Source organism: Gemella parahaemolysans (genome assembly GCF_053758945.1).
Map to the genome: position 1 here is coordinate 1 of NZ_JBSMTP010000015.1, position 21,658 is coordinate 21,658.

Annotated in this window: 23 protein-coding genes, 1 tRNA gene and 1 riboswitch; of the genes, 20 read left to right on the forward strand and 4 right to left on the reverse strand. The window is 30.8% G+C overall.

The window, feature by feature from the left end; translation table 11 throughout:
• Positions 1-146: 146 nt before the first annotated feature.
• A tRNA-Leu gene (locus tag ACWOBP_RS07435) sits at positions 147-230 on the reverse strand.
• Positions 231-613: 383 nt separating this feature from the next.
• Between ACWOBP_RS07435 and spxA the strand changes: the two genes are divergently transcribed.
• From spxA to ACWOBP_RS07505, 14 genes are all read left to right on the forward strand, one after another.
• Positions 614-1,012: a transcriptional regulator SpxA gene (gene spxA, locus ACWOBP_RS07440; RefSeq protein ID WP_455338148.1), complete on the forward strand. Its 399-nt coding sequence runs from the start codon at positions 614-616 to the stop codon at positions 1,010-1,012.
• Between the two features lie 128 nt (positions 1,013-1,140).
• Positions 1,141-2,019 (forward strand): CvfB family protein, encoded by an 879-nt coding sequence (locus ACWOBP_RS07445; protein WP_455338149.1) that lies wholly within the window; start codon positions 1,141-1,143, stop codon positions 2,017-2,019.
• A 4-nt stretch (positions 2,020-2,023) separates the two neighbouring features.
• Positions 2,024-2,305 (forward strand): hypothetical protein, encoded by a 282-nt coding sequence (locus ACWOBP_RS07450; RefSeq protein ID WP_455338150.1) that lies wholly within the window; start codon positions 2,024-2,026, stop codon positions 2,303-2,305.
• 70 nt (positions 2,306-2,375) lie between these two features.
• Positions 2,376-3,296, forward strand: coding sequence for a ribonuclease Z (gene rnz / locus ACWOBP_RS07455; protein WP_455338151.1), 921 nt, complete (start codon positions 2,376-2,378; stop codon positions 3,294-3,296).
• 22 nt (positions 3,297-3,318) lie between these two features.
• The gene (locus ACWOBP_RS07460; RefSeq protein ID WP_455338176.1) at positions 3,319-3,870 is read left to right on the forward strand and encodes an NUDIX hydrolase; all 552 of its coding nucleotides are present in this window, start codon (positions 3,319-3,321) and stop codon (positions 3,868-3,870) included.
• A gap of 3 nt (positions 3,871-3,873) precedes the next feature.
• Positions 3,874-4,320 carry a Fur family transcriptional regulator gene (locus ACWOBP_RS07465; RefSeq protein ID WP_455338152.1) on the forward strand — a complete coding sequence of 149 codons (447 nt, stop codon included), beginning with the start codon at positions 3,874-3,876 and terminating at the stop codon, positions 4,318-4,320.
• Positions 4,320-4,778 carry a DUF4064 domain-containing protein gene (locus tag ACWOBP_RS07470; protein WP_455338153.1) on the forward strand — a complete coding sequence of 153 codons (459 nt, stop codon included), beginning with the start codon at positions 4,320-4,322 and terminating at the stop codon, positions 4,776-4,778. Before ACWOBP_RS07465 ends, ACWOBP_RS07470 begins: the two co-directional genes overlap by 1 nt.
• A gap of 327 nt (positions 4,779-5,105) precedes the next feature.
• Positions 5,106-7,460, forward strand: a complete 2,355-nt coding sequence (locus ACWOBP_RS07475; protein ID WP_455338154.1) for a penicillin acylase family protein — start codon at positions 5,106-5,108, stop codon at positions 7,458-7,460.
• A 311-nt stretch (positions 7,461-7,771) separates the two neighbouring features.
• Complete coding sequence (locus ACWOBP_RS07480) at positions 7,772-8,449, forward strand: YggS family pyridoxal phosphate-dependent enzyme (protein WP_455338155.1); 678 nt, start codon at positions 7,772-7,774, stop codon at positions 8,447-8,449.
• 22 nt (positions 8,450-8,471) lie between these two features.
• Positions 8,472-9,170, forward strand: coding sequence for a M48 family metallopeptidase (locus tag ACWOBP_RS07485; RefSeq protein WP_455338156.1), 699 nt, complete (start codon positions 8,472-8,474; stop codon positions 9,168-9,170).
• 221 nt (positions 9,171-9,391) lie between these two features.
• A complete protein-coding gene (tig, locus tag ACWOBP_RS07490; RefSeq protein ID WP_455338157.1) occupies positions 9,392-10,660 on the forward strand; it encodes a trigger factor in 1,269 nt (422 codons plus the stop codon).
• A gap of 88 nt (positions 10,661-10,748) precedes the next feature.
• Positions 10,749-11,645, forward strand: coding sequence for a GIY-YIG nuclease family protein (locus tag ACWOBP_RS07495; RefSeq protein WP_455338158.1), 897 nt, complete (start codon positions 10,749-10,751; stop codon positions 11,643-11,645).
• 16 nt (positions 11,646-11,661) lie between these two features.
• Entirely contained in the window at positions 11,662-12,282 is a 621-nt protein-coding gene (locus ACWOBP_RS07500; protein WP_455338159.1) for a DNA alkylation repair protein, read from the forward strand.
• A 231-nt stretch (positions 12,283-12,513) separates the two neighbouring features.
• On the forward strand, positions 12,514-13,410 hold the full coding sequence (locus ACWOBP_RS07505) for a restriction endonuclease (RefSeq protein WP_455338160.1): 897 nt from the start codon (positions 12,514-12,516) through the stop codon (positions 13,408-13,410).
• Between the two features lie 48 nt (positions 13,411-13,458).
• On the opposite strand, the gene ACWOBP_RS07510 is transcribed toward ACWOBP_RS07505, so the two are convergent.
• Positions 13,459-13,782 carry a thioredoxin family protein gene (locus ACWOBP_RS07510; protein WP_455338161.1) on the reverse strand — a complete coding sequence of 108 codons (324 nt, stop codon included), beginning with the start codon at positions 13,780-13,782 and terminating at the stop codon, positions 13,459-13,461.
• 213 nt (positions 13,783-13,995) lie between these two features.
• Positions 13,996-14,131: riboswitch (Lysine riboswitch) on the forward strand.
• 96 nt (positions 14,132-14,227) lie between these two features.
• On the opposite strand from ACWOBP_RS07510, the gene lysA reads away from it, so the two are divergent.
• From lysA to ACWOBP_RS07540, 6 genes are all read left to right on the forward strand, one after another.
• On the forward strand, positions 14,228-15,520 hold the full coding sequence (lysA, locus tag ACWOBP_RS07515; protein ID WP_455338162.1) for a diaminopimelate decarboxylase: 1,293 nt from the start codon (positions 14,228-14,230) through the stop codon (positions 15,518-15,520).
• 65 nt (positions 15,521-15,585) lie between these two features.
• Positions 15,586-16,476, forward strand: coding sequence for a 4-hydroxy-tetrahydrodipicolinate synthase (gene dapA, locus ACWOBP_RS07520; RefSeq protein WP_455338163.1), 891 nt, complete (start codon positions 15,586-15,588; stop codon positions 16,474-16,476).
• A 2-nt stretch (positions 16,477-16,478) separates the two neighbouring features.
• Positions 16,479-17,222: a 4-hydroxy-tetrahydrodipicolinate reductase gene (dapB, locus tag ACWOBP_RS07525; protein WP_455338164.1), complete on the forward strand. Its 744-nt coding sequence runs from the start codon at positions 16,479-16,481 to the stop codon at positions 17,220-17,222.
• Positions 17,223-17,568: 346 nt separating this feature from the next.
• Positions 17,569-18,270, forward strand: a complete 702-nt coding sequence (gene dapD, locus ACWOBP_RS07530; RefSeq protein WP_299324206.1) for a 2,3,4,5-tetrahydropyridine-2,6-dicarboxylate N-acetyltransferase — start codon at positions 17,569-17,571, stop codon at positions 18,268-18,270.
• Positions 18,271-18,287: 17 nt separating this feature from the next.
• Entirely contained in the window at positions 18,288-19,445 is a 1,158-nt protein-coding gene (locus ACWOBP_RS07535) for a M20 metallopeptidase family protein (RefSeq protein WP_455338165.1), read from the forward strand.
• An 86-nt stretch (positions 19,446-19,531) separates the two neighbouring features.
• Positions 19,532-20,605 (forward strand): alanine racemase, encoded by a 1,074-nt coding sequence (locus tag ACWOBP_RS07540; protein WP_455338166.1) that lies wholly within the window; start codon positions 19,532-19,534, stop codon positions 20,603-20,605.
• A 146-nt stretch (positions 20,606-20,751) separates the two neighbouring features.
• Here ACWOBP_RS07540 and ACWOBP_RS07545 read toward each other — a convergent pair whose 3' ends face one another.
• Both ACWOBP_RS07545 and ACWOBP_RS07550 read right to left on the reverse strand, forming a co-directional pair.
• The gene (locus ACWOBP_RS07545; protein WP_455338167.1) at positions 20,752-21,252 is read right to left on the reverse strand and encodes a universal stress protein; all 501 of its coding nucleotides are present in this window, start codon (positions 21,250-21,252) and stop codon (positions 20,752-20,754) included.
• 180 nt (positions 21,253-21,432) lie between these two features.
• Positions 21,433-21,657: an immunoglobulin-like domain-containing protein gene (locus ACWOBP_RS07550; protein WP_455338177.1), complete on the reverse strand. Its 225-nt coding sequence runs from the start codon at positions 21,655-21,657 to the stop codon at positions 21,433-21,435.
• Position 21,658 lies beyond the last annotated feature (1 nt).

A 21,658-nucleotide genomic window follows, 5' to 3' on the forward strand; every position in this document is an offset into this window, starting at 1 on the left:
TGCTTATGTTTTCATTTATATACTCTAGTACGACTTTCTTTTTAAATTCAAAATTATATTTAGTCATAAAAATACCGACCTCCAAAAAGTTAGATTTTTTGGTCTAACTTTTTGGGGTCGGTACAAAAGCCTTGTCTTTTTTATTATACCAGCAGCCGGGGTCGAACCGGCACGATGTTGCCATCGCTGGATTTTGAGTCCAGTGCGTCTGCCAATTCCGCCATACTGGCATATGTATATGATAACATACATAAAATACTTTGTCAATTTAGCAGTAAGATAAACTATGTAGGAGAAATGCTGAAAATATTTAATTTTAATTTAAGTTTCATAGTTTATAATAAAATCGTAAAATTTTGCAAAGTATTGTACAAGTGTATTATTATATAATTTATTTTAACTAATCAAATAAAAAAATGTAAGGGTAGAACATAAGGTCTATGTCTACAAGGATAGTCAGTGTAAAATGATATCAAATAAGTGTTTTTAGTTGACAAATTAAAATATTTTTTTCAATACTATATTGTAAAACGACAACATATGTAGTATAATATAATAGTATATAGAATTATAAAAATATTAATGTTATTTTTATAAAGGAGTGTGAGTGCTGGTGGTAGTTACGTTGTTTACATCGCCAAGTTGTACTTCTTGTAGAAAAGCGAAAGCTTGGCTTATTGAAAACGAAATAGACTTTGTGGAAAGAAATATTTTTTCAGAAGCTCTGACAACAGATGAGATTAAAGACATTTTGTCTATCACGGAGCACGGAACAGAAGATATAATCTCATTCAGATCGAAAACTTTCCAAAAATTGAATTTGGATATTGAAAGTATGTCAATTCAAGAATTATATAAAGTTATTCAAGATAATCCAGGAATGCTTAGAAGACCTATCATTGTTGATGATAAGAGATTACAAGTAGGGTATAATGAAGATGAAATAAGAAGATTCCTTCCAAAGGAAATAAGAGTAAATCAATTAAAACAAATAAAAAATATGGTTAAGTAAGTACGCCCTGATACTACTTTTTCCGATTAATTTAAAGGTTGATATTAGGTATCAACCTTTTTTTATGAGAAGATGTTTAGTAACATTGCTGTAAGTTGTTATACGAAAATAAAAGAAAGAGGTACTTGATGGAAAGAGAAGATATTAAATTTATTACTGGAGAAATCCATTTCTTAGAATTAGTAGAGAAGAAAAGTTCATCATTAGTTTTTAAAGGACCAAATGATGAAGAAATTAACTGTAACGAATCTGACGTAGAGAGTTTAGATGATTACGAAATTGGAGAAGAATATTCAATGTTTGTATATCCTTCTCGTAGTGGAAAGTTATTCGCAACACCGAATATTCCAGAAGTGACATATGGTGATTATGCTTTTAGTAAAGTGGTTAAAGTTGAAGAAGATAGAGTCGGTCTTGATATTGGTTTCTCTCGTGAAATTCCACTTTTAGGAGAAGATTTACCAAAATTAAGAAGTGTTTGGCCTAAAGAAGGTGACGAACTATTTATTACACTACGTCGTGACTTTAGCGGACAACTTTTCGCACGTTTAGCGACAGAGACTATCGTAGCATCACTTTATTCAAAAGCAACTAGAAGTATGAAAAATAAGGATATTGAGGCTTATCCGTATCGTTTAATGCGAGTTGGGACATTTCTATTAACAAAAGATGGTTATAAAGTATTTGTTCACGAAAGTGAACGTGAAAAAGAACCTCGTTTAGGTGAAAAAGTAACACTACGTGTTATCGGTGTTAAAGATAATGGTGAAATCAATGGTTCATTCTTGCCACGTGCACATGAAAGAATGGATAGTGACGGACAAGCAATTATGGATTATATTGAAAATAATGGTTATTGTGAATTCACTGATAAATCTGATCCAGAAGAGATTAAAGCCGTATTTGGAATGAGTAAAGGAAGCTTTAAGCGTGCTGTTGGAAGATTGTTCAAGAATAAGCTTATTATGATTGAAGAGGACGGATTATATAAACGTAAAGGAAGATAAAACTATGAAAAAAATTAAATTAGATAAAAATGCGTTATTAGGTGGGATTATTTTAGAAAATGATAGATACCAAGTGGTGCACATGAATCTTAAGACAGGGAATCAAACAGATTCATACAGCAATGATAAAAATATTTTATTATTAAATATTAGTGGGAAAATTACAGTTTCTTTTGAGGAACAAGTGGAATCTGTGAATGAATTTGAACTATTAGAAATTCCAGCAGGAGTAGAACATGTAATAACATGTCTACAAGATGCGCAGATTTTTGTAGTAAAACTATAACATACATAAAGTGGCTTAAATGGAATATCTTTTTAGGCCACTATTATTAATTATTGAGTAGAGGAATATAATGGAAGTACAATTTTTAGGAACAGGAGCTGGGCTTCCAGCAAAATTTAGAAATACACAGAGTTTTGTATTTAATTTTATGCAAGAACTAAAAGAGTGTTGGATGTTTGATTGTGGAGAGGCAACTCAACACCAGATTTTGAAAACAAATATTAAGCCAACCAAAATAACTAAAATTTTTATTAGTCATCTTCATGCTGATCATGTGCTAGGATTGATTGGTTTTTTATCTTCAAGAAGTTTTCTTTTAGATACTAAAGCGTCAAAGGTTACTATTTATGGACCTGTAGGTATTAAGGAGTTTATAGAGAAGAATATGATGTTCACACATTGTTCACTTTCTTATAGCGTGGAATATATTGAAATTTCTAGTGAACAGTGTATAATAGATAATAAAACTGTTACTGTTTTTAGCTATCCACTAGCTCATAGTATTGAATGTTTTGGATATAAAATTATATTTAAAAAACAAAAAGGGAGCTTAGATGCAGATAAGTTAAAAGAATTAGGAATTACGCCAGGACCATTTTATAGAGAAATAAAGGAAGCAGATACTTTCGAATTTAATGGTAAGGTGTATAATTCAAGTGATTTTTTATCTGAAGATAAACCTGGAAAAGAAATCTCAATTATACCAGATACAAGATACTTTGAAGGATTGAATGAATTTGTTAAAAATAGTAATATTATAATTACAGAATGTACATATTTATTAAAAGAAGATGCACATCATGCGAAAAAAAATTATCATCTAAGTGTATTAGATATAGAAAAGATAATAGAGAAAAGTAGAGTCGAAAATGTATTTTTAACGCATATTAGTGCAAGATATGATAGAAGCATTGAGAAAGAGGCTATTGATACATTAAGTAGTAAATGTATGGTGAGAATAGCACATGATTTAGAAGAATATAGTTTGTAAAAATTTGGAGGAAATTATGAGAATAGACTTAGAAGAAAAAACTATTGATGTCGAAAAAATATTCAAAGGAAAAGTATTGGATGTAGAAGTGCATACAGTTACTTTACCGAATGGAGAAACTTCCAAACGCGAACTAATAAATCACAGAGGAGCAGTAGCAATCCTAGCATTAACAAAAAATGATGAAGTGGTTCTAGTTGAACAATATAGAAAAGCTATAGAATCGGTGACTTTAGAAATTCCTGCAGGTAAGTTAGAGCTTGGGGAAAGCAATAAGAAACTAGCGGCTATTCGTGAACTGCAAGAAGAAACAGGATATGTGGTTGAAGAAGACAGACTAGAAAAACTATGTGATGTTCATGTAGCTTTAGGATATAGTTCAGAATTAATTACAATATATTATGTAGATAATTTAGAGTATCCTGGGGAACAGAATCCAGATGACGATGAGTTTATTAATCTACGTAAGTATAAAATTGAAGAAGCAATTAAACTTTTAGATGACAATGTTATAACGGACAGTAAGACTATGCTTGCATTATCTTACTTAAAAAATAGGAAAGGCGCAAAATAGTATATGAGCATTTATGATGAAATAATAAAAATAATTCAACAATCACCTTATAAACTAACACCACAAAGGGAAAAAATTGTTGAAATTCTAGTAGAGAATAAGGATCAGCACCTTAGTGCAGAAGAACTATACTTTATTTTAAAAGAGAAGACACCAGATATTGGTATTGCAACAGTTTATAGAACTTTAGATATTTTCTATGAATTAAAAATTTTAGAAAAAATATCTTTTAGTAACGGTGTTTCTAAATATCATTTAAGACAATCTGTAGATGATGAGCTTCATCATCATTTAATCTGTACTAATTGCAATAATATAGAGAAAGTATCTAATCCTATATTTAATAAACTTATTGAATATATGAAAAAAGAGTATTCTTTTGAGGTTCAAGATAATTCTTTATCATTCTATGGAACTTGCGCTAAGTGTAAGGGTAAAGGTGAAAAATAATGTATTTTGACAAATTAGAGAAAATATTATTACTTATCTCTAGTGTAATATATATCTTGTATATTGGTTTTATTGGAGGAATGATCAACTTATTTCGAGAGTATGCAGGAAATGAGTATTTAAGAACTAAAATAGTCGATCAAATTCGTGAACAAACAAAACTTACTCAGGATAGTGCTAATGTTTCTACGAAAGATATGCATTTTATCTTTCAAGTTATGGGACAATTAGCGTGGTTATATTTTGCACTACTAGTAATTTTATTTTTATTATTACTATTTGTAATGTTTAAAAAAGGGATAAATCACAATATAGTAGCATTTTTATTCTTAGTATATAGCATATTATTATTAATCTTTAGCTTAGGTATATTATTTATTAGCTGTATAATATACTTCTTCTTAGGAATAAGAATAATATTAGTAAGAAATTCAGAAAAATATAATAGTCAACTTTAGTTTTCGAAGAGAGATGATTTCTTCGAAAACTTTTTTTATAAAATTTTTAAAAATATATTCCAATGCTGAAGTAATATAATAGTAAAATATTAAAATTAACAAGAATAAAAAATAATAACTAAAAAAAGTGTATAGAAGTGGGTGAAAATAAAAGAAAGTGAAATATATCATATTTTAAAGAGATATGAAACATCTATCATATATAAATTAATGAAGATAAGTGAAAAAATAACTGTACTTATTTAGAGTTTTTTAAGAAATATTAATTTGCAAAATGTAATTGAAGCTAATATAATTCTTAGTATAATTTATTTTCTAGGAGGTCTTATGAAAAATAAAGTTATTAAGATATTGAAAAGATTAGCTATAGCACTAGTGTTAGTTATATTGTTGGCTGGGGGATATGGATATTATTTTATTCACAAATCTCTACCAAAAGTTGAGGGAAAGATAGAATTAAATATATTAGATAAAAGTGCAAAAGTATCACGTGATAAAAATGGAATTCCTACAGTTGAGGCTGAAAATGATATCGATGTGTATAAGGTGCAGGGGTATACTCATGCTCAAGACAGATTGTTTCAAATGGACTTAGCTAGAAGACAAGCTAGTGGAAGACTTTCTGAAATTGTAGGAGAAGCGGCATTAGAAAATGATAAGAAATTTTTAGTATTTTCTCTTAGAAAAGCAGCCGAAGCCTCATATAATGACTATTCAGAAGAGGCTAAGAAAATATTGGAAAGTTATGCACAAGGGGTTAATGCGTATATAGACGAAGCGAAGAGAGATAATAAATTACCTTATGAATTTTCTCTATTAGGATATTCTCCTGAAAATTGGACACCAATTGATTCGCTAACTGTAGGAAAATATATGGCATATGACTTAGGAGGACACTGGGATCACTTAGGTTTTAATAATTGGATTTTAAATAATTTAGGGGAAGAAAATTTAAAACAATTATTACCAGATAGTTTCTCGAATAATAAAGATAATGAAGAAATAATAAAAGCAAATTTAGGTCTAGATGTGAGTATAGATAAGAATACAGCAGAAACAGAAAGACCACCTATGGAAAATGGTAGTAATAATTGGGTTGTCTCTGGTAAAAAGACTAAATCAGGTAAACCGTTATTGGCAGATGATCCACATTTAGGACTCGGAACACCATCAGTATGGTATCAGATGACTCTATCAACTCCAAGTAATAAGGTTTCTGGTGTAATTTTCCCTGGGGTGCCTGGTATTATTCTAGGTCATAATGAACATATAGCGTGGGGTGTTACTAATTTTGGACCAGATGTACAAGATTTATATATTGAGAAAAGACAGGAGAATAATCCATATGGATTTAAATATGATAATGAGTATTATGATGCTCAGGTCGATAAGTATTCAATCAAAATAAAAGGTAAAGATGCAGTTGATTATGAGGTAGTTAACACAAAACATGGTCCAATAATCGATCAGTTACTTAAACCGTTAGGCAATAAAGATGCAAGTTTTTCGATGCAATGGACAGCACTAGAATCAACACAAGAGTTAGAAGCTATTTTAAATATTGATAAATCAAAAAATTGGAAAGAATTTGAAAAATCATTAGAAAAATTCAAAGCTCCAGCTCAAAATTTTGTTTTTGCTGATAATGAAGGTAATATAGCATATAAATCAAATGGTAATGTTCCGATTAGGAAAAAAGGTGATGGAAATCTCCCGGTGCCAGGATATAGTAGTGACTACGGTTGGAGTGGTTATGTTTCTTATGATAAATTACCGAAACTCGTTAATCCAGAAGAAGGATTTATAGCCACAGCTAATACCGAGACTGTAAAAACTGATTACCATACATCAAATGTATGGGCACAACCGTATAGAAAAGCCCGTATAGATGAAATATTATCGAAAAGAAATAACTTAACAGTAGATGATATGAAAAAACTTCAAATGGATATAAAAAATTTATATTCTCAAGAATTTTTACCGAATTTCTTAAAAAATATAAATATTGACAAAATTTCAAAAAGGGAAATTATTGATAAGTTGAAATTGTGGAATAATGTAGATGATAAGGATGATTCTTCGCCACTTATTTTTGACCTTTGGATGAAAAAGATACAATCATATATATTAAAAGATAAGATGAATTCTGATGTTTATAAATTCATGCCACATAAAGAAAGTTATGTAGATAAGATTCTTAGAGATAGCATAAATGATAAGAAGGTAAATCTTATTGAGGAAAAAGGTGGGCTAAATGAGGTATTGACTAACAGTCTAAATGAGACGATATCTGAATTAGAAGGAAAGTATGGAACAGATGTATCTAAATGGAAGTGGGGAGAGGCTCATAAATTAGGGTTTAGACATCCGTTATCTAAATCATCAACATTATTGGCGTACTTCTTAAATCCTAAAGAATACCCAATTTCAGGTTCGAAAGTAACAGTTCAAGCGGCTAAACAAAATGATGAGGGGCTGGTAAATCACGGGGCTTCTTGGAGATTTGTCTATGATTTTGAAACTAAAACAGGATATCACGTTGTTGGGCCGGGACAAAGTGGACATTTTCTAAGTGATAATTATGATAATCAAGTAGAAAAATGGATAAAAGGTGAATATACTACAGAATCTATAGCTAATATTCCTAAGGATAAAGTATTGGAGTTTGTACCTAAGAAATAAGATGAATAATAGAAAGTAACGAGGTTTTCTTGTTACTTTCTGTATTTTAATTAAAAAATGTGGAAGATTATATAAATAATTTGAATAAAGAAAAGAAAGTTGATATAATAAAATAACAAGTAGGGCAGTAGTTCAAAAAGGATGACACCTTTCTTAATTAAGAAGGGAGATGACGGTGCAAATCCGTTCGACTACTTGTTATGGCATCTATTTTAATAGGTGTCTTTTTTTATTTATTTAATAACAAAATAATAATCATCATGTTATAATTATAATATAACATTAAAAATATAGAGTAAGTAGGATAGAAAATGAACGTTAGAGAGAATTTTGAAATAATAACAAGAGAAATAGCGGAAACTTGTGAAAAAGTAGGAAGAAATACTGATGAAGTGAACTTAATAGCTGTAACTAAATATGTTACTGATGCTAGAGTGGACGAAGCTATAGAAGCAGGTATTACAGATTTTGCAGAGAATCGTCCACAAAATTATGTTGAAAGAAAAAATAATTATTCTAATAAAACGTGGCATTTAATTGGAAGTTTACAAACTAGAAAAGTACGTGATGTGATCAATGAGGTTGATTATTTTCACGCATTAGATAGAGATAGTTTAGCTAGAGAAATCGAAAAACGTGCTGATAAGAAAATTAAATGTTTCGTGCAGGTGAATGTTTCGGGAGAAGAGAGTAAACATGGTTTAACTTCTGAAGAAGTTATTGACTTTATAAAATCATTAGAGCAGTATTCAAAAATAAAAGTTGTAGGACTTATGACAATGGCACCTTTTGTCGAAGATGAGGATGTGTTACGTAATTGCTTTAGAAAATTAAGAAAATTATGTGATATAGTAAAAGGGCTGAATTTATCATATGCACCATGTGAGTTTTTATCTATGGGTATGAGTAATGATTATAAGATTGCAATTGAAGAAGGTGCAACTCATATAAGAGTAGGTACTGCATTAGTAGGTTGTGAGTTAAAATAATAAAATATAGAGGAGGGGCAGTATGCAAAGAGTAATAAGTGTCGGTGATTTAGTAGTTACGATAAAATACAGGAAAAGCATGAAAAACATTTATTTAAGAGTGGAAAAGAATGCAGATGTAGTAGTAAGTGCCCCTCCGAGAACAGCTAATTATATTATAAAAAAACTTGTTCAAGATAATATTGATGAAATAAAACTTAGAAGGAATAATATCTTGAAGAATGGTCATACTGTTAAAAATTATGTAACAGGTGAAAAACATTTTGTTTTTGGGAAAGAGCTAACTTTAGAAGTTAGAAGCGGTTTGAAGAATTCGGTTGGAATAGTTAATGATAAATTAATCCTAGTTATAAAGGATAAAGAACAAGATCGAGAGCAAATACTAATAAAAGAGTTGAGAAAAATTTTATATAATAGCTCGTTAGAGTTTATTAATAAATACGAGAAAATCATGAATGTTCATGCTGAAGAACTTAGAATTAAAAAGATGAAAACACGCTGGGGTACATGCAATATTACAGCCAAAAGAATCTGGATAAATTATGAACTTGTAAAATACCCGATTGAATGTTTAGAACATACTATTGTCCATGAACTTACTCATTTGTTAGAAACAAACCATACACCCAGATTCTATTCGTTATTAGAGAAATATTACCCTAATTTTAGAGAAAATGATAAATTAATAAAAGAATTTAGTAAAAAACTAGTTGGTAAATAGAAAAAAGTATGTAAGTATTATAATTTTTTTGAAATTTAGTATTAATTTGAAGAGGGGTTAAAGGATTTTTTGAGACTATTTAACTAACTCTTAAAAACGATAATTTAAATGTGTAACGATTGACTTTTTATGCTATTTACTATATAATTAATCAAGAGTTTTTAGTATTTTTATACTAACATTTTTGATGATACTTAAAAGTATTTTTGGAGGAAAAATAAATGTCACAAATTTTAAATAAAGAAGATGGAAAAGTAGTTATTTCTTTTTCAGCAACAAAAGAAGAATTTGCGAAAGGATTAGACCAAGCATTCAAACGTGCAGTTAAACGTGTTAACGCACCTGGATTCAGAAAAGGTAAATTACCAAGAGCCGTATTCAACAAAATGTACGGAGAAGAAGCATTATTCCAAGATGCAGTAGATTTCGTATTACCAGCAGCTTATACAAAAGCTATTGACGAATTAGAAGTTTCACCATTAGCTATGCCTGATATCGATGTTAAAGAAATCAGCAAAGAAGAAGGTGTTAAATTCGAAGCAGTTGTTACTGTTAAACCAAATGTTGAATTAGGTGAATACAAAAACCTTGGATTAGAAAAAGATTCAGTAGAAATAACTGATGCTGATGTAGAAGAAAGATTAGATAGCTTATTAAGCCGTCAAGCTGAATGGCAAATCAAAGAAGGAGAATCTAAAAAAGGTGATATCGTAGTTATCGACTTTAAAGGATTCATCGGAGACGAAGCTTTTGAAGGTGGAGAAGCTAAAGGTTACGAATTAGAATTAGGTTCAGGTTCATTCATCCCTGGATTTGAAGAACAATTAGAAGGAAAAGTTGCACCAGTTGACACAGAAGTTAACGTAACATTCCCAAAAAACTACCAAGTAGCTGACCTTGCAGGTAAAGCAGCTAGATTCGAAGTTACAATTCACGACGTAAAAGAAAAAGTTTTACCAGAACTAACTGATGAATTCGTTAAAGAATTTTCTAAAGAAGCAGCTTCAACTGTGGCTGAATACAAAGAAAAATTAAAAGAAGAAATCAAATTAGAAAAAGAAAACTTAGCAGAAAAATCTTACTCTGATAAAGTAATTTCTACAGCTGTAGAAAACGCAAAAGTTTCTGTACCAGAAAAATTAGTAGAACAAGAAGTTAACTCTATGTTCGAACAATTCACTGGAAACTTATCTCGTCAAGGATTATCATTCGACTTATATGAGCAATTCACTGGAAAAGGTGAAGCTGATCTTAAAGCTGAAATGAAATCAGATGCTGAAAATAAAATCAAAACTTCATTCGTACTAGGTGAAATCGCTGAAGTAGAAAAAGTTGAAGTAACAGATGCTGACATCGATGCTGAAGTTAAAGAACTTGCTACTATGTACAATATGACTGAAGAAGGAATCAAACAACGTATTAGTGTTGAAGACTTACGCGGTGAGTTAGTAATCCAAAAAACTGTTGATTTCTTAAAAGCTAACAACTAATTTTAGCAAATCATCCTTAAGCATATAGAGTGTCTAACATTCTATATGCTTTTTTTAAGAAGATGATTATAGGAAAGGAGTTGAGAATATGACAAGAGGAAAAAATATTAATATGTTTCTGATGGAAGGTGATGTAACAAGTTCTATTAAATGTACACTATCTAATTGGACAGGGGTTATTTACAAAATTCCAAGGACAAAACTAAATTCAGAATTGATTAAACAGAGACAACATTTAAAGTATAGTGGAATATATTTTTTGATAGGTAAAAGCGATAAGGAAGATAAGAATCTAGTTTACGTAGGTCAAGCTGGAAATAGAAAAAATGGAGAGGCTTTATTACTAAGATTATTAGAGCATACCAAAGATGAAAAAATGGATTTCTTTAATGAAGTGATAGTTTTAACAACTGATACTAATATCTTTGGACCTACAGAATTAAATTATCTTGAAAATAAATTTGCAGAAAAAATTAAATTCTCAAAAAGATATATATTGAAAAATCAAAATGAACCGAATATAGGAAATGTTACAGAGGAAAAAGAATCTGAGTTAATTGAAATTCTTTCTAATAGTGAAATGATAATAGGTACATTAGGACACAAATTATTCATCCCAACTTTAGAAAAAGATACAGTTGATGATGTGGTTATAGCTGATGAAGAACTATTATTTTTAAGTAGAAAAATCAGAAAGAGTAATCTTCAAATTGAAGCAAAATGTAAAAGAACGAATGAGGGATTTGTAGTTTTAAAAGGAAGTATGATTTCTTTAGAAGATTTAAAAACTATGCCTAGATTAATTAAAGAATTACGCGTTCAATTAATCGACTCTGGGATAATAAAAGATGGAATTCTAAAAGAAAATCAATTATTTACAAGTGCATCTTATGCTGCAGCATTTGTATTGGGGACTAATGCTAATGGATTAACACATTGGAAAACAAAAAATGGCCAGACTTTAAAAGAATTAGAAGATAATTAAAGAGGTATGTCTAAGTATGAATGAATATATTAAAATCTTAGAACAAGAATTTTCTTTAATAAAAAATGGATTTAAGGAAGAAGAGAAAAGAGCGTTAATTGATTATAAAAATAATGATAGGGATTATACTAAGGAGTTGGCTTTCTTATCATATGAGTCTAAAGTATATCAGGTTAGAATGTACGGTGTATTTCTTTTTGGATATTTATCAGCTGATATTGGTATTCTTAAGTTCATGTGTGATGAGGTATCTAAAGATAATAATTGGAGAGTACAAGAGGTATTAGCGAAAGCATTTGATGAATATTGTAAAAATAAAGGATATGAAAATGCAATCCCTGTAATTGACGAATGGCTAAGTTCTGATAATTCGAATACGAAAAGAGCTGTAACAGAAGGATTAAGGATATGGACTAGTAGACCATATTTCAAAGAAAATCCACAAGAAGCAATAAAAAGACTAGCAGCATTAAAAGAAGATGCTAGTGAATATGTAAGAAAATCAGTAGGGAATGCATTAAGGGATATTAGTAGAAAGTTCCCAGAGTTGATAAAAGAAGAATTAAAAACTTGGAATTTAGAAAATAACGAAATTAAACAAGTGTATAAATTAACTAGTAGGTTTGTTGAGAAGTAAAATATTTTGAAATAAAGTTTATTGTGTTTTATAAGTTTTTGCAGTATAATGAAACTAATGAGAGATGTCTATCCTCCTCCCCCGTTTTTATTTTTTTTGAGGGGGGTCGACATCTCTTTTTTATTTTACGCGTACATAATCTATACGTGTCTTTTTTTATGTACATGATATATGCTATGATAAAATTGATACAAACTGATTTCAAATTATTACTAACTTGAGGAGAAGGATATGTTTAAAAGATGTTGTGGAAATAGAAAAGAGATAGATTATAAAATAGAACACAGTCCTAGACCGATAAAACTTTCAGACGATATGGATAAGGTAATAAAAAATTTACTTTGGTATACTCCTAATATTGATTCTTACCAATCAATTAAAAATGAATTAATTTCTGATAAGATATATGATGAATTTTCATTTACTTATGTTATGGATCAAATGGAAATGGATGAAAGTTATGATGTGAAATTGATAGGTTCGAAGGATGTAATAAGTAATGATGATTGGAAATTTTTTGAGGGGAATATTTGTCCTAATTGTCAAAAAATAATAGTTGCGAAGTATACTACTTTTTCAAAAATTAATGCTTTGCTGACAGCTATTAGAAACTGTATAGCACATGGTCATTTTGCTATAGTGGAGGATTATATTATTGGATTTAATAGGAAATTATTAACAAAAGATTCTGAGGGATTAAAGAAATCTGTTATTAAGATTAAACCTAAACCATTACTTGCAGCTTTAGAGAAGTTGACTTCACCAATAGGTAAAGAACTATTACTAGCATATGCTTTTAAAAATGTTGGTTATAAAGTTACGGAACCCAAAAATAGAAGTGCAGACTTTGATTTATGTCTTGAGAAAAAAGGAAAGAAATATGTAGTAGAAATAAAATCATATAAAGGTCAGACATATTTACATCCTGAACATGTTGAAATCTTCCTTAAGAGAGCAGAAGAAAAAGTACCTGACTATGAAAAGATATTACTTATTGATACATCGAGGGTGACCAAGTCAGTAAGACAGCTGGAATCAAAGATCAAAGGCTTTAGAATTGTTGACATTAATGATGTAAAACTGTTACTAGGTGAAGAACCTGTAGATATATTGGAAAAAAATGAATAATTAATAATATGAGCAATTTAAAAATAATAACTTTGAATCGCTCATATTTTATTTCATCTGTTCACTTATGCTACTTATTTTTTCTAGAATTTCATCTAGACTGAAGTAGCCGCTTTTTTGAATTGATAATCTTCCTTCAATATATACTTCTACAGTTGGTGAAGAAAGAATACCACGCTGTGCAGCAATTTCCATATTTTCTTCTAATGAGATGTAGTATGCTACGACATCTTTGTGATCTTCTTGCCAAGTAGTAATTCTGTTTTTTATAGAGTGACATGGCATACATGTGGCAGTTCCGTATTGAATAATGGCTATGTCATTGTCACTGATAATTTTATTCAAGTCGTCATTTTTTGTAAAGTCAATCATATTTTATCTTCCTTTTATTATTTTAGTAATAAGCATTTTAGTATACTGTCTTATCTTAATATGTGTATATTATAGTTGTTTTATAGAATGATTACAATCAATATTAATTGTGTATATACTAGATTCAAAATAAAGATATTATAAAAATTTTCTGAAAACTATTGACAATAATTTTAAAACGTGATATTATTTATACAACGTAAATAGATAAGTATTATAAAAAGAGGCCGCGATGACTAATTTAAAAGGTAGCATCGCCGAAGTGATTAATTTCACTGGGGTTATGTCGAATAGGCATAGCACTGTCATTAGAAAATGCCCATTTTCTTCATGGTGAGCTTTTTATAATAAGGGCAAGAGGAATAGGATAGAATTATAAGCTAGACTACAAGGACCTTTTGTTCTTGTAGTCTATTTTTTATAACACTTTATGAAGGAGAATATAATGAGATTATTTGATGGTATGACGGTAGAAAATGGTGAACTGAATATTTCAGGAGTTGGGGTAAGCGAGTTAAAAGCTCAATACGGCACACCACTTTATGTTTATGATGAGAATATGTTAGTGAACCAATGTAGAACTTTTATCAATAATTTTAAAAGTTCGAAGTTCAATACAGAAGTTCTTTACGCCTCAAAAGCTTTTAGTTGTTTAGAGGTATTAAGAATCGCGAGTAGTGAGGGCTTAGGTGCTGACGTGGTTTCACTTGGAGAGATTTATACAGCATATAAAGCTGGATATGATATGAGTCGAGCTTATTTCCATGGAAATAATAAAACTCGTGAGGAACTACAATATGCTCTTGAAGTTGGAGTAGGAACTATCGTCATAGATAACGACTATGAATATGAAATGATTAATGAAATCGTAAGAGAGAGTGGAAATACTGTAGATGTACTGTTAAGAATTAATACAGGTATCGATGCTCATACTCATGAATACATCAAAACAGCAAAAGATGATTCAAAATTTGGTTACTCAGTATACGATGAAACAATTTATGATTTAATCGCAGATATTAATAACCAAAGTAATCTTAATTTTGTAGGATTCCATTCACATATTGGATCACAAATTTTTGAAAAAACTTCATTTTTTGAAGCTGTAAAAGTAGTAATGGAATTTACGAAAAAAGTTCAAGAAAGATTAGGTTTAACTATAAGTGTTCTTAACCTAGGAGGAGGTTTCGGGGTTTATTATACTGAAGAGGATAGACCTTTTGAACTTGCTGAATTTTTAAGAGAGTATATCGAAGTAGTCGAACGTGAGAGTGATAATTTCGGATTAGATTTAACTAAGGTAGTTATTGAACCTGGTAGAAGTCTAACATGTAATTCTGGTAGTACACTATATAGTGTTGGTGGAGTTAAGAAGACTTTTGCAGGTCGTGAATATGTGTTTGTCGACGGAGGTATGGCAGATAATCCTCGTTATGCATTATATAAAGCAAAATATGAAGCGATGTTAGCCAATAAGATGAATGAAGAAGCAGATATAACTTATACAGTTGCTGGTAAATGCTGTGAGTCTGGAGATATGTTAGTAATGGATGCTAATTTACCTAAAGCTGAGCAAGGTGATTTATTATTAGTATCATCAACAGGAGCTTATAACTACAGTATGAGTAGCAACTATAATAGATTACCGAAATTACCAGTAGTGTTTGTGAAAGATGGAACTAGCCGCCTAGTAGTAAAAGGTGAAACGTTAGAAGATTTAATTAGACAAGATATTTAATTTAAAAAACATAAAAAATATTATTAAAAATATATAAATAAGATAGAAACAAGGAGAATAAGATTATGACAATTTATACAGGAAGCGGAGTAGCAATAGTAACACCATTTTTCGAGGATGGAAGTGTAGATTATGAGACTTTTGGAGAATTAATTGAATTCCAAATTAGTGAAGGTATAGATGCGATTATTGTAGCAGGAACTACTGGTGAGAGTTCGACAATGCCTGATGATGAGCAAGTAGCGGTTATTAAATTTGCGATTGACAGAGTAGCAGGACGTGTGCCAGTTATCGCAGGTAGTGGGGTTAATGATACAGCTCACTCAATTAGATTAAGCCAAGAGATTGAAAAATTAGGACCAGATGCATTATTAGTAGTAACACCATACTACATTAAAACTAGTCAACAAGGGTTAATCGAACACTTCGAAGCAATTGCTAATAGTGTTGATTTACCAATCGTACTTTACAATGTACCAGGAAGAACTGGACAAGTTATGGCGCCAGAGACTATCTTACACTTATCTCAACACAAAAATATTGTAGCTTACAAAGATGCTGTAGGAGATATCGCTCATACTTTAGCAGTTAGAAACTTAGTAGGGGATAACATTGATATTTATTCAGGAAATGATGATATTAACGTACCTATTATTTTAGCTGGTGGTAAAGGTACAATCTCTGTTTTAGCTAATATTTATCCAAAAGCAACTCACTTAATGTGTAAATATGCTTTAGAAAGACAAGTAGAGAAAGCTTTCGGACTTCAACTTAAATATTTAGACTTCATTCACATGTTATTCGCTGAGCCAAATCCAATGCCAGTTAAAAAATGTGTGGAATTAATCGGAAAATCAGCTTGTCACTACCGTCTACCAATGACACATGTTGCTCCAACATTAGCGACAAGATTAGAACAAGAGATTGCAAGACTTAATTCATTACAAGGAGAGTAAAAATGAGAGTTTTATTAAGTGGTTATAATGGAACGATGGGACAAGTTCTAAAAAACTATATTCAAGATAGTACTGATTTAGAAATTGTTGCAGGTGTAGGTCGTGAATTGCTAGATGAAGAATTTCCTACTTATACTTCATATGAAGGTTTAGAAAAGATAGCAGATGTGATTATTGATTTTTCACATCACGCAGGTACAGCAGAACTAGTAGAGTATGCTAAACGTACAGCAACAAAAGTCGTAATTGCGACAACTGGTCACACTCCAGAAGAATTAGAATTAATCGATGAACTAGCTACACAAGTAGGGGTAGTTTATGCAGGGAATTATAGTTTAGGAGTAAATGTTTTAGTAGAATTAGTGAAAAAAGCTAGTGAATTTTTACTAGGATATGATATCGAAGTTATTGAAAAACACCACAATAAAAAAGTAGATGCACCAAGTGGAACTGCAAAAATGTTAGTAGATGCGGTTAAAAACGTAGAAGATTATAATAGAGTTTATGGTCGTCATGGAGATATGAAACGCCAAGAAAAAGAAATTGGAATCCATGCGGTACGTGGTGGAACTATAGTAGGTGAACATGAGGTGATTTTTGCTGGAGAAGATGAGGTAATCGAGATTAAACATACAGCTCTAAGTAAAAAAATGTTCGCAAAAGGATCTGTTACAGCTGCACAGTGGCTTAACACTGTAGAAGAACCTAAATTATATTCTATGAAAGATGTACTAGGTATAAAATAATAAAGTCAGAAGCGATTCGAGTGATTCTGTATAAGAGTTTTATTGTATCGCCTTCACACAGTTTATAAAAATATTAATAAACATGGGGCTGCGCCAAAAGTCCTAAATTTTAACAAAGTGTATATGATAACTCATAGACGCAGTGGTTTATTGATATCTAAAATCGCTTTATAAAAGCTTTTTAGATATCTAATAAACTGTGCGGGGGTGACTCGACAAAATCGATTTCTACGAAATCGCGGTTTTTGAGTCACTCCCTAAAAAAATACTATAATAAAGTTAGATTGACATATGTAAAAATTAAATATAAAATAGAAAAAAATCATATAGATAATAGGAGAAAGAAATGAAATCAACAGAAGAGATTATTAAATTTATAGCAACATCTAAAAAGAAAACACCGGTTAAAGTTTACGTTAATTTTAACGCGGATGTAGAATTTCCAGAAACTTTAGAAGTGTATGGTGAGGGGAACTCAAGAGTTATTTTCGCAGACTTTGCTGATTGGGTGGAATTTTACGAAGCTAACAAAGCCGTGGTAGTAAATCACCGCGTAGAAAATGATCGCCGTAATAGTGGTGTACCAATGATTGACTTAACTCAGTTTAATGCTCGTATCGAACCAGGATGTTCTATACGTGAACACGTTAGTATTGGGGATAATGCGGTTATCATGATGGGTGCTGTTATTAATATCGGAGCTAAAATTGGTAAAAACACTATGATCGATATGAATGCTATTTTAGGTGGACGTGCGGAAGTTGGAGAGAACTCTCACGTTGGTGCTGGATCTGTCTTATCAGGAGTTATCGAACCAGCTAATGCTACACCAGTACGAGTAGGTAACAATGTTCTTATCGGAGCTAATGCTGTTGTCTTAGAGGGTGTACAAATCGGAGACAATGCCGTTGTTGCAGCTGGAAGTGTAGTAACAAAAGATGTAGCTAGTGGAGATGTAGTAGCGGGTGTTCCTGCAAGAGTAATCAAAACACGTAGTGAAGTTGCAGAAGAAAAAGTAGACATTATAGCAGAATTAAGAAACTTATAATAAAGTAGGAAGAGAAGATGAAAGTAATCACTGAAGAGAATTTAACATCATGGCGTAGACATTTGCACCAAAATCCAGAGTTATCTTTGGAAGAGTATAAAACAAAAGAATTTATTTCTAGTGTTTTAAAAGAATACGGGATAGAATATCAAGAGTCACTTGAGACAGGACTAGTAGTGATTTTTAAAGCTAGTGTGGAAACTAAAGATACGATTTTGTTTAGAGCGGACATTGATGCACTTCCTATTTCAGAGGAAAATGATGTTGATTTTAAATCGAATAATGATGGTGTAATGCACGCGTGTGGTCATGATGGACATACGGCTATGCTTTTAGGAAGTGTTATAGAAGCGGCTGACTATTACAAAAATAATACTACAAAGGTAAATAGTATTTTTGTATTTCAACCTGCTGAAGAAACTTTCGGTGGCGGTAATTTATTAATCAATGATTTTGATTTTTCACCGTACAATACTTTAGCAAGTTATGCTTTACATATGAATCCAGATTATCCTGAAGGGCACATAGTTTCTAAACCGAAAGAAATTATGGCTAGTGCTAATGAATATAGAATTTATATAAAAGGACGTGCAGCTCACGTAGGTTTAAAAAATACTGGAATTGATGCCCTTAATGTAGCTACAATGTTCTTTCAAGAGATGTTAAAACTTAATGCGTTACATACTAAAGCACGTAACACTAACATTATTCATATTGGTAAAATGTACGGTGGGGATGCGATGAATGTCGTTGCCGAGAATGCATATATGGAAGGAACTATTAGAACTTACAGTATGGAAGATTTAGCGACAATCAAAACTGCGATTGAAAATACTCGTGTTGGACTTGAACATCTAACTGGTGCAAGCATTCGTGTAGACTTTGCTGAAGGATATCCAGCGGTAATTAATGATGAAGTTCCCTATCAAGTGATTAAAGAAGTTATTGAAAAAGAAAATATCGATTATATTGAGTTAGAGGAAGCTTATCTATATGGAGAAGATTTCTCATTCTTCAGTAGACTTTCTCCTATAAACTATAGCTTTTTAGGTTTAAGAAATGAAGAGAAAAACTATGTTTCAGGACTTCATACACCAACTTTCAACTTCGATGAAAAAATATTAAAAGTAGGGGTTCAATATTATCTTGGTATATTGAATTATTATAACGAGTAATTTTTTGATTTTTTAGTGAGATAAATGGGAGTGATTTAAAAATCGCGATTTTTGAGTCACTCCCGTCTAATTAAGAAAGGACCTTTATGGCAACAATTGAGTTAAATTATAATAATATACGACAAAACGCTATTAATTTAAAAGAACAGGCACAGGATATAATAGCTGTAGTTAAAAATAATGCATATAATTTAGATTTAAGAGAATGTGTAAAATTATACTCAGAAGTAGGAATTAATTATTTCGCTACGACAAAAGAAGAAGAGTGTAAAGTAATAAGGGAAACACTTGGTGAGGATGCTAATATCTTTCTTTTAAATCCAACTTATGACTTTGATTTAGCAAGAGAGTACAATATCGAGATAAATATATCGAGTTTGGAATATTTAAAAGGAAATCTTGAAAGACTAAAAGATTTAACATTGCAGTTGGAATTTGCTGGTAGTATGAGACGTGCAGGGGCAAGAAATTTGGAAGAAGTGTTAGAGATTATAGATTTCTGTAAAAAAAATAGTTTGAAATTAAAAGGATTTTGGTCTCATTTTTCATTTGCGGATGAATTTGATGGTTTCTATGAAAAAGAAAAAGGGTTGGTGTTAGAAGTTCTTGATGAAGCGCAGAAAGTTCATGAATTTGAAGTAGTCCACTTGCAAAACAGTGCATCATTCTTGCGTGACGGTGCTTTTGAAAAAACAACACATCAGAGATTAGGTATAATTCTTTATGGAGCTATGCCATATAATGTTAAGGAAAATCCAGTAGCCCTTAGGGATTTAGTTATTAAAAACCCGATTACTGTTTATGGTGAGATAATTAATATAGTAACATTAAATAAAGGTGAATGCATTGGATATTCTAATTCATATATAGCTGATGGTGACAAGAAAGTAGGGGTCGTTAATATTGGTTATGGCGATGGAATACTAAGAGACAGGTTAAAAGGGAAAACTTGTATAATTAATAATAAAGAAAGAAATATTTATTCAACTATGATGAGTCACTTAGTAGTAGAAATAGGTGATGAAGAACGCATTGGAGATATAGTTTATATTTATGATGATAAACAACAGCTTCATGATTATACTAAGTATTTTGGACCAAATTCTGTACAACTTTCCGCTTTTAATTATAATAGTTTAAAAGTGAAGAAAGTATATTAAAAAGTTATGGACTGATATTGTATCAGTCCTATTTTATATAGTAAAAAAGAAACGACTCATGATAAACATGCGCCGTTTCTTTTAAAAAGGAAAAATTTTAAATGAATTTAAATCAATAATTATTAATTTAAATATATTAGAGATACTTATTTATCTTGTTCTTCCTGGAATTTTTTAGCAATAGTTGCCTCGAAATCTGCTGGGATAGAACGTTGTTTAATAATAATTACGTCAGATTTAGCATATCTAACGATACCTTCAGAAACTGATCCCATAAGCATACGTTTGAATCCAGTTAAACCAGAAGATCCACAAACTACAAGGTCGATACCTTTTTCATCAACGATATCTTCACTAAGAACAATTTTAGGAATTCCTTGTTCAACTATTCCGAATACTTTAGTTAATCCAGCTTCTTTAGCAGCTTCCACGTAGCTATCAACTAATTCTTTTGTACGTTTGTAGAATGAGTTGAAAATATATGGATCTGATAAACCAGAAGTTGCGATAGTCGCATCAATAACAGAAGCGATATATAATTCTGCATCCTCATTTCTTTGAGCTATAGCTACAGCATTTGTAAATGCCCACTCAGCTTGTTTAGAACCGTCTACTGCGACTAAAATTTTAGAATATTTATTTTCCATGATCAAAACCTCCGACTTCTATGTCTTTATATATATTATAACATATTTACAAAAAAAGTAAACGCTATTTTCAAAAAAAAACAGTATTAATTTATTTGAAGAAATCAAGAAAAACCTATAGAATCATACTACTTAGTATTTGTCTATAGGTTTAATACATTATTGTTTTATGAATGTTTATTACACGTTTTCATCAACGACTGTGATAAGCCTTTTTCTCTTATGTTCTTTATCATCTATTATTACTTTATATACTAGTTCATAAGTTCCTGGTTTAGTATTATCTACTTCACCCTCGATAACAAGATCTTCTAGATAAGATTGTCCTGCTTTACGAGCAATTATTCCATCTTTACCTAAATCAACTGTGTCTCCTACTTTAATAGTAGTATTTTCAGGAATAATA

What these genes read in the sequence shown, in the direction of transcription:
- ACWOBP_RS07470 (WP_455338153.1), top strand. Translation starts at nt 4,320, where the DNA reads ATGTATTTTGACAAATTAGAGAAAATATTATTACTTATCTCTAGTGTA.
- ACWOBP_RS07545 (WP_455338167.1), bottom strand. Translation starts at nt 21,252, where the DNA reads ATGGAAAATAAATATTCTAAAATTTTAGTCGCAGTAGACGGTTCTAAA.
- ACWOBP_RS07500 (WP_455338159.1), top strand. Translation starts at nt 11,662, where the DNA reads ATGAATGAATATATTAAAATCTTAGAACAAGAATTTTCTTTAATAAAA.
- rnz (WP_455338151.1), top strand. Translation starts at nt 2,376, where the DNA reads ATGGAAGTACAATTTTTAGGAACAGGAGCTGGGCTTCCAGCAAAATTT.
- ACWOBP_RS07535 (WP_455338165.1), top strand. Translation starts at nt 18,288, where the DNA reads ATGAAAGTAATCACTGAAGAGAATTTAACATCATGGCGTAGACATTTG.
- ACWOBP_RS07540 (WP_455338166.1), top strand. Translation starts at nt 19,532, where the DNA reads ATGGCAACAATTGAGTTAAATTATAATAATATACGACAAAACGCTATT.
- dapB (WP_455338164.1), top strand. Translation starts at nt 16,479, where the DNA reads ATGAGAGTTTTATTAAGTGGTTATAATGGAACGATGGGACAAGTTCTA.
- ACWOBP_RS07475 (WP_455338154.1), top strand. Translation starts at nt 5,106, where the DNA reads ATGAAAAATAAAGTTATTAAGATATTGAAAAGATTAGCTATAGCACTA.
- ACWOBP_RS07480 (WP_455338155.1), top strand. Translation starts at nt 7,772, where the DNA reads ATGAACGTTAGAGAGAATTTTGAAATAATAACAAGAGAAATAGCGGAA.
- lysA (WP_455338162.1), top strand. Translation starts at nt 14,228, where the DNA reads ATGAGATTATTTGATGGTATGACGGTAGAAAATGGTGAACTGAATATT.
- ACWOBP_RS07465 (WP_455338152.1), top strand. Translation starts at nt 3,874, where the DNA reads ATGAGCATTTATGATGAAATAATAAAAATAATTCAACAATCACCTTAT.
- ACWOBP_RS07445 (WP_455338149.1), top strand. Translation starts at nt 1,141, where the DNA reads ATGGAAAGAGAAGATATTAAATTTATTACTGGAGAAATCCATTTCTTA.
- ACWOBP_RS07450 (WP_455338150.1), top strand. Translation starts at nt 2,024, where the DNA reads ATGAAAAAAATTAAATTAGATAAAAATGCGTTATTAGGTGGGATTATT.
- ACWOBP_RS07505 (WP_455338160.1), top strand. Translation starts at nt 12,514, where the DNA reads ATGTTTAAAAGATGTTGTGGAAATAGAAAAGAGATAGATTATAAAATA.
- ACWOBP_RS07485 (WP_455338156.1), top strand. Translation starts at nt 8,472, where the DNA reads ATGCAAAGAGTAATAAGTGTCGGTGATTTAGTAGTTACGATAAAATAC.
- dapD (WP_299324206.1), top strand. Translation starts at nt 17,569, where the DNA reads ATGAAATCAACAGAAGAGATTATTAAATTTATAGCAACATCTAAAAAG.
- ACWOBP_RS07495 (WP_455338158.1), top strand. Translation starts at nt 10,749, where the DNA reads ATGACAAGAGGAAAAAATATTAATATGTTTCTGATGGAAGGTGATGTA.
- ACWOBP_RS07510 (WP_455338161.1), bottom strand. Translation starts at nt 13,782, where the DNA reads ATGATTGACTTTACAAAAAATGACGACTTGAATAAAATTATCAGTGAC.
- tig (WP_455338157.1), top strand. Translation starts at nt 9,392, where the DNA reads ATGTCACAAATTTTAAATAAAGAAGATGGAAAAGTAGTTATTTCTTTT.
- dapA (WP_455338163.1), top strand. Translation starts at nt 15,586, where the DNA reads ATGACAATTTATACAGGAAGCGGAGTAGCAATAGTAACACCATTTTTC.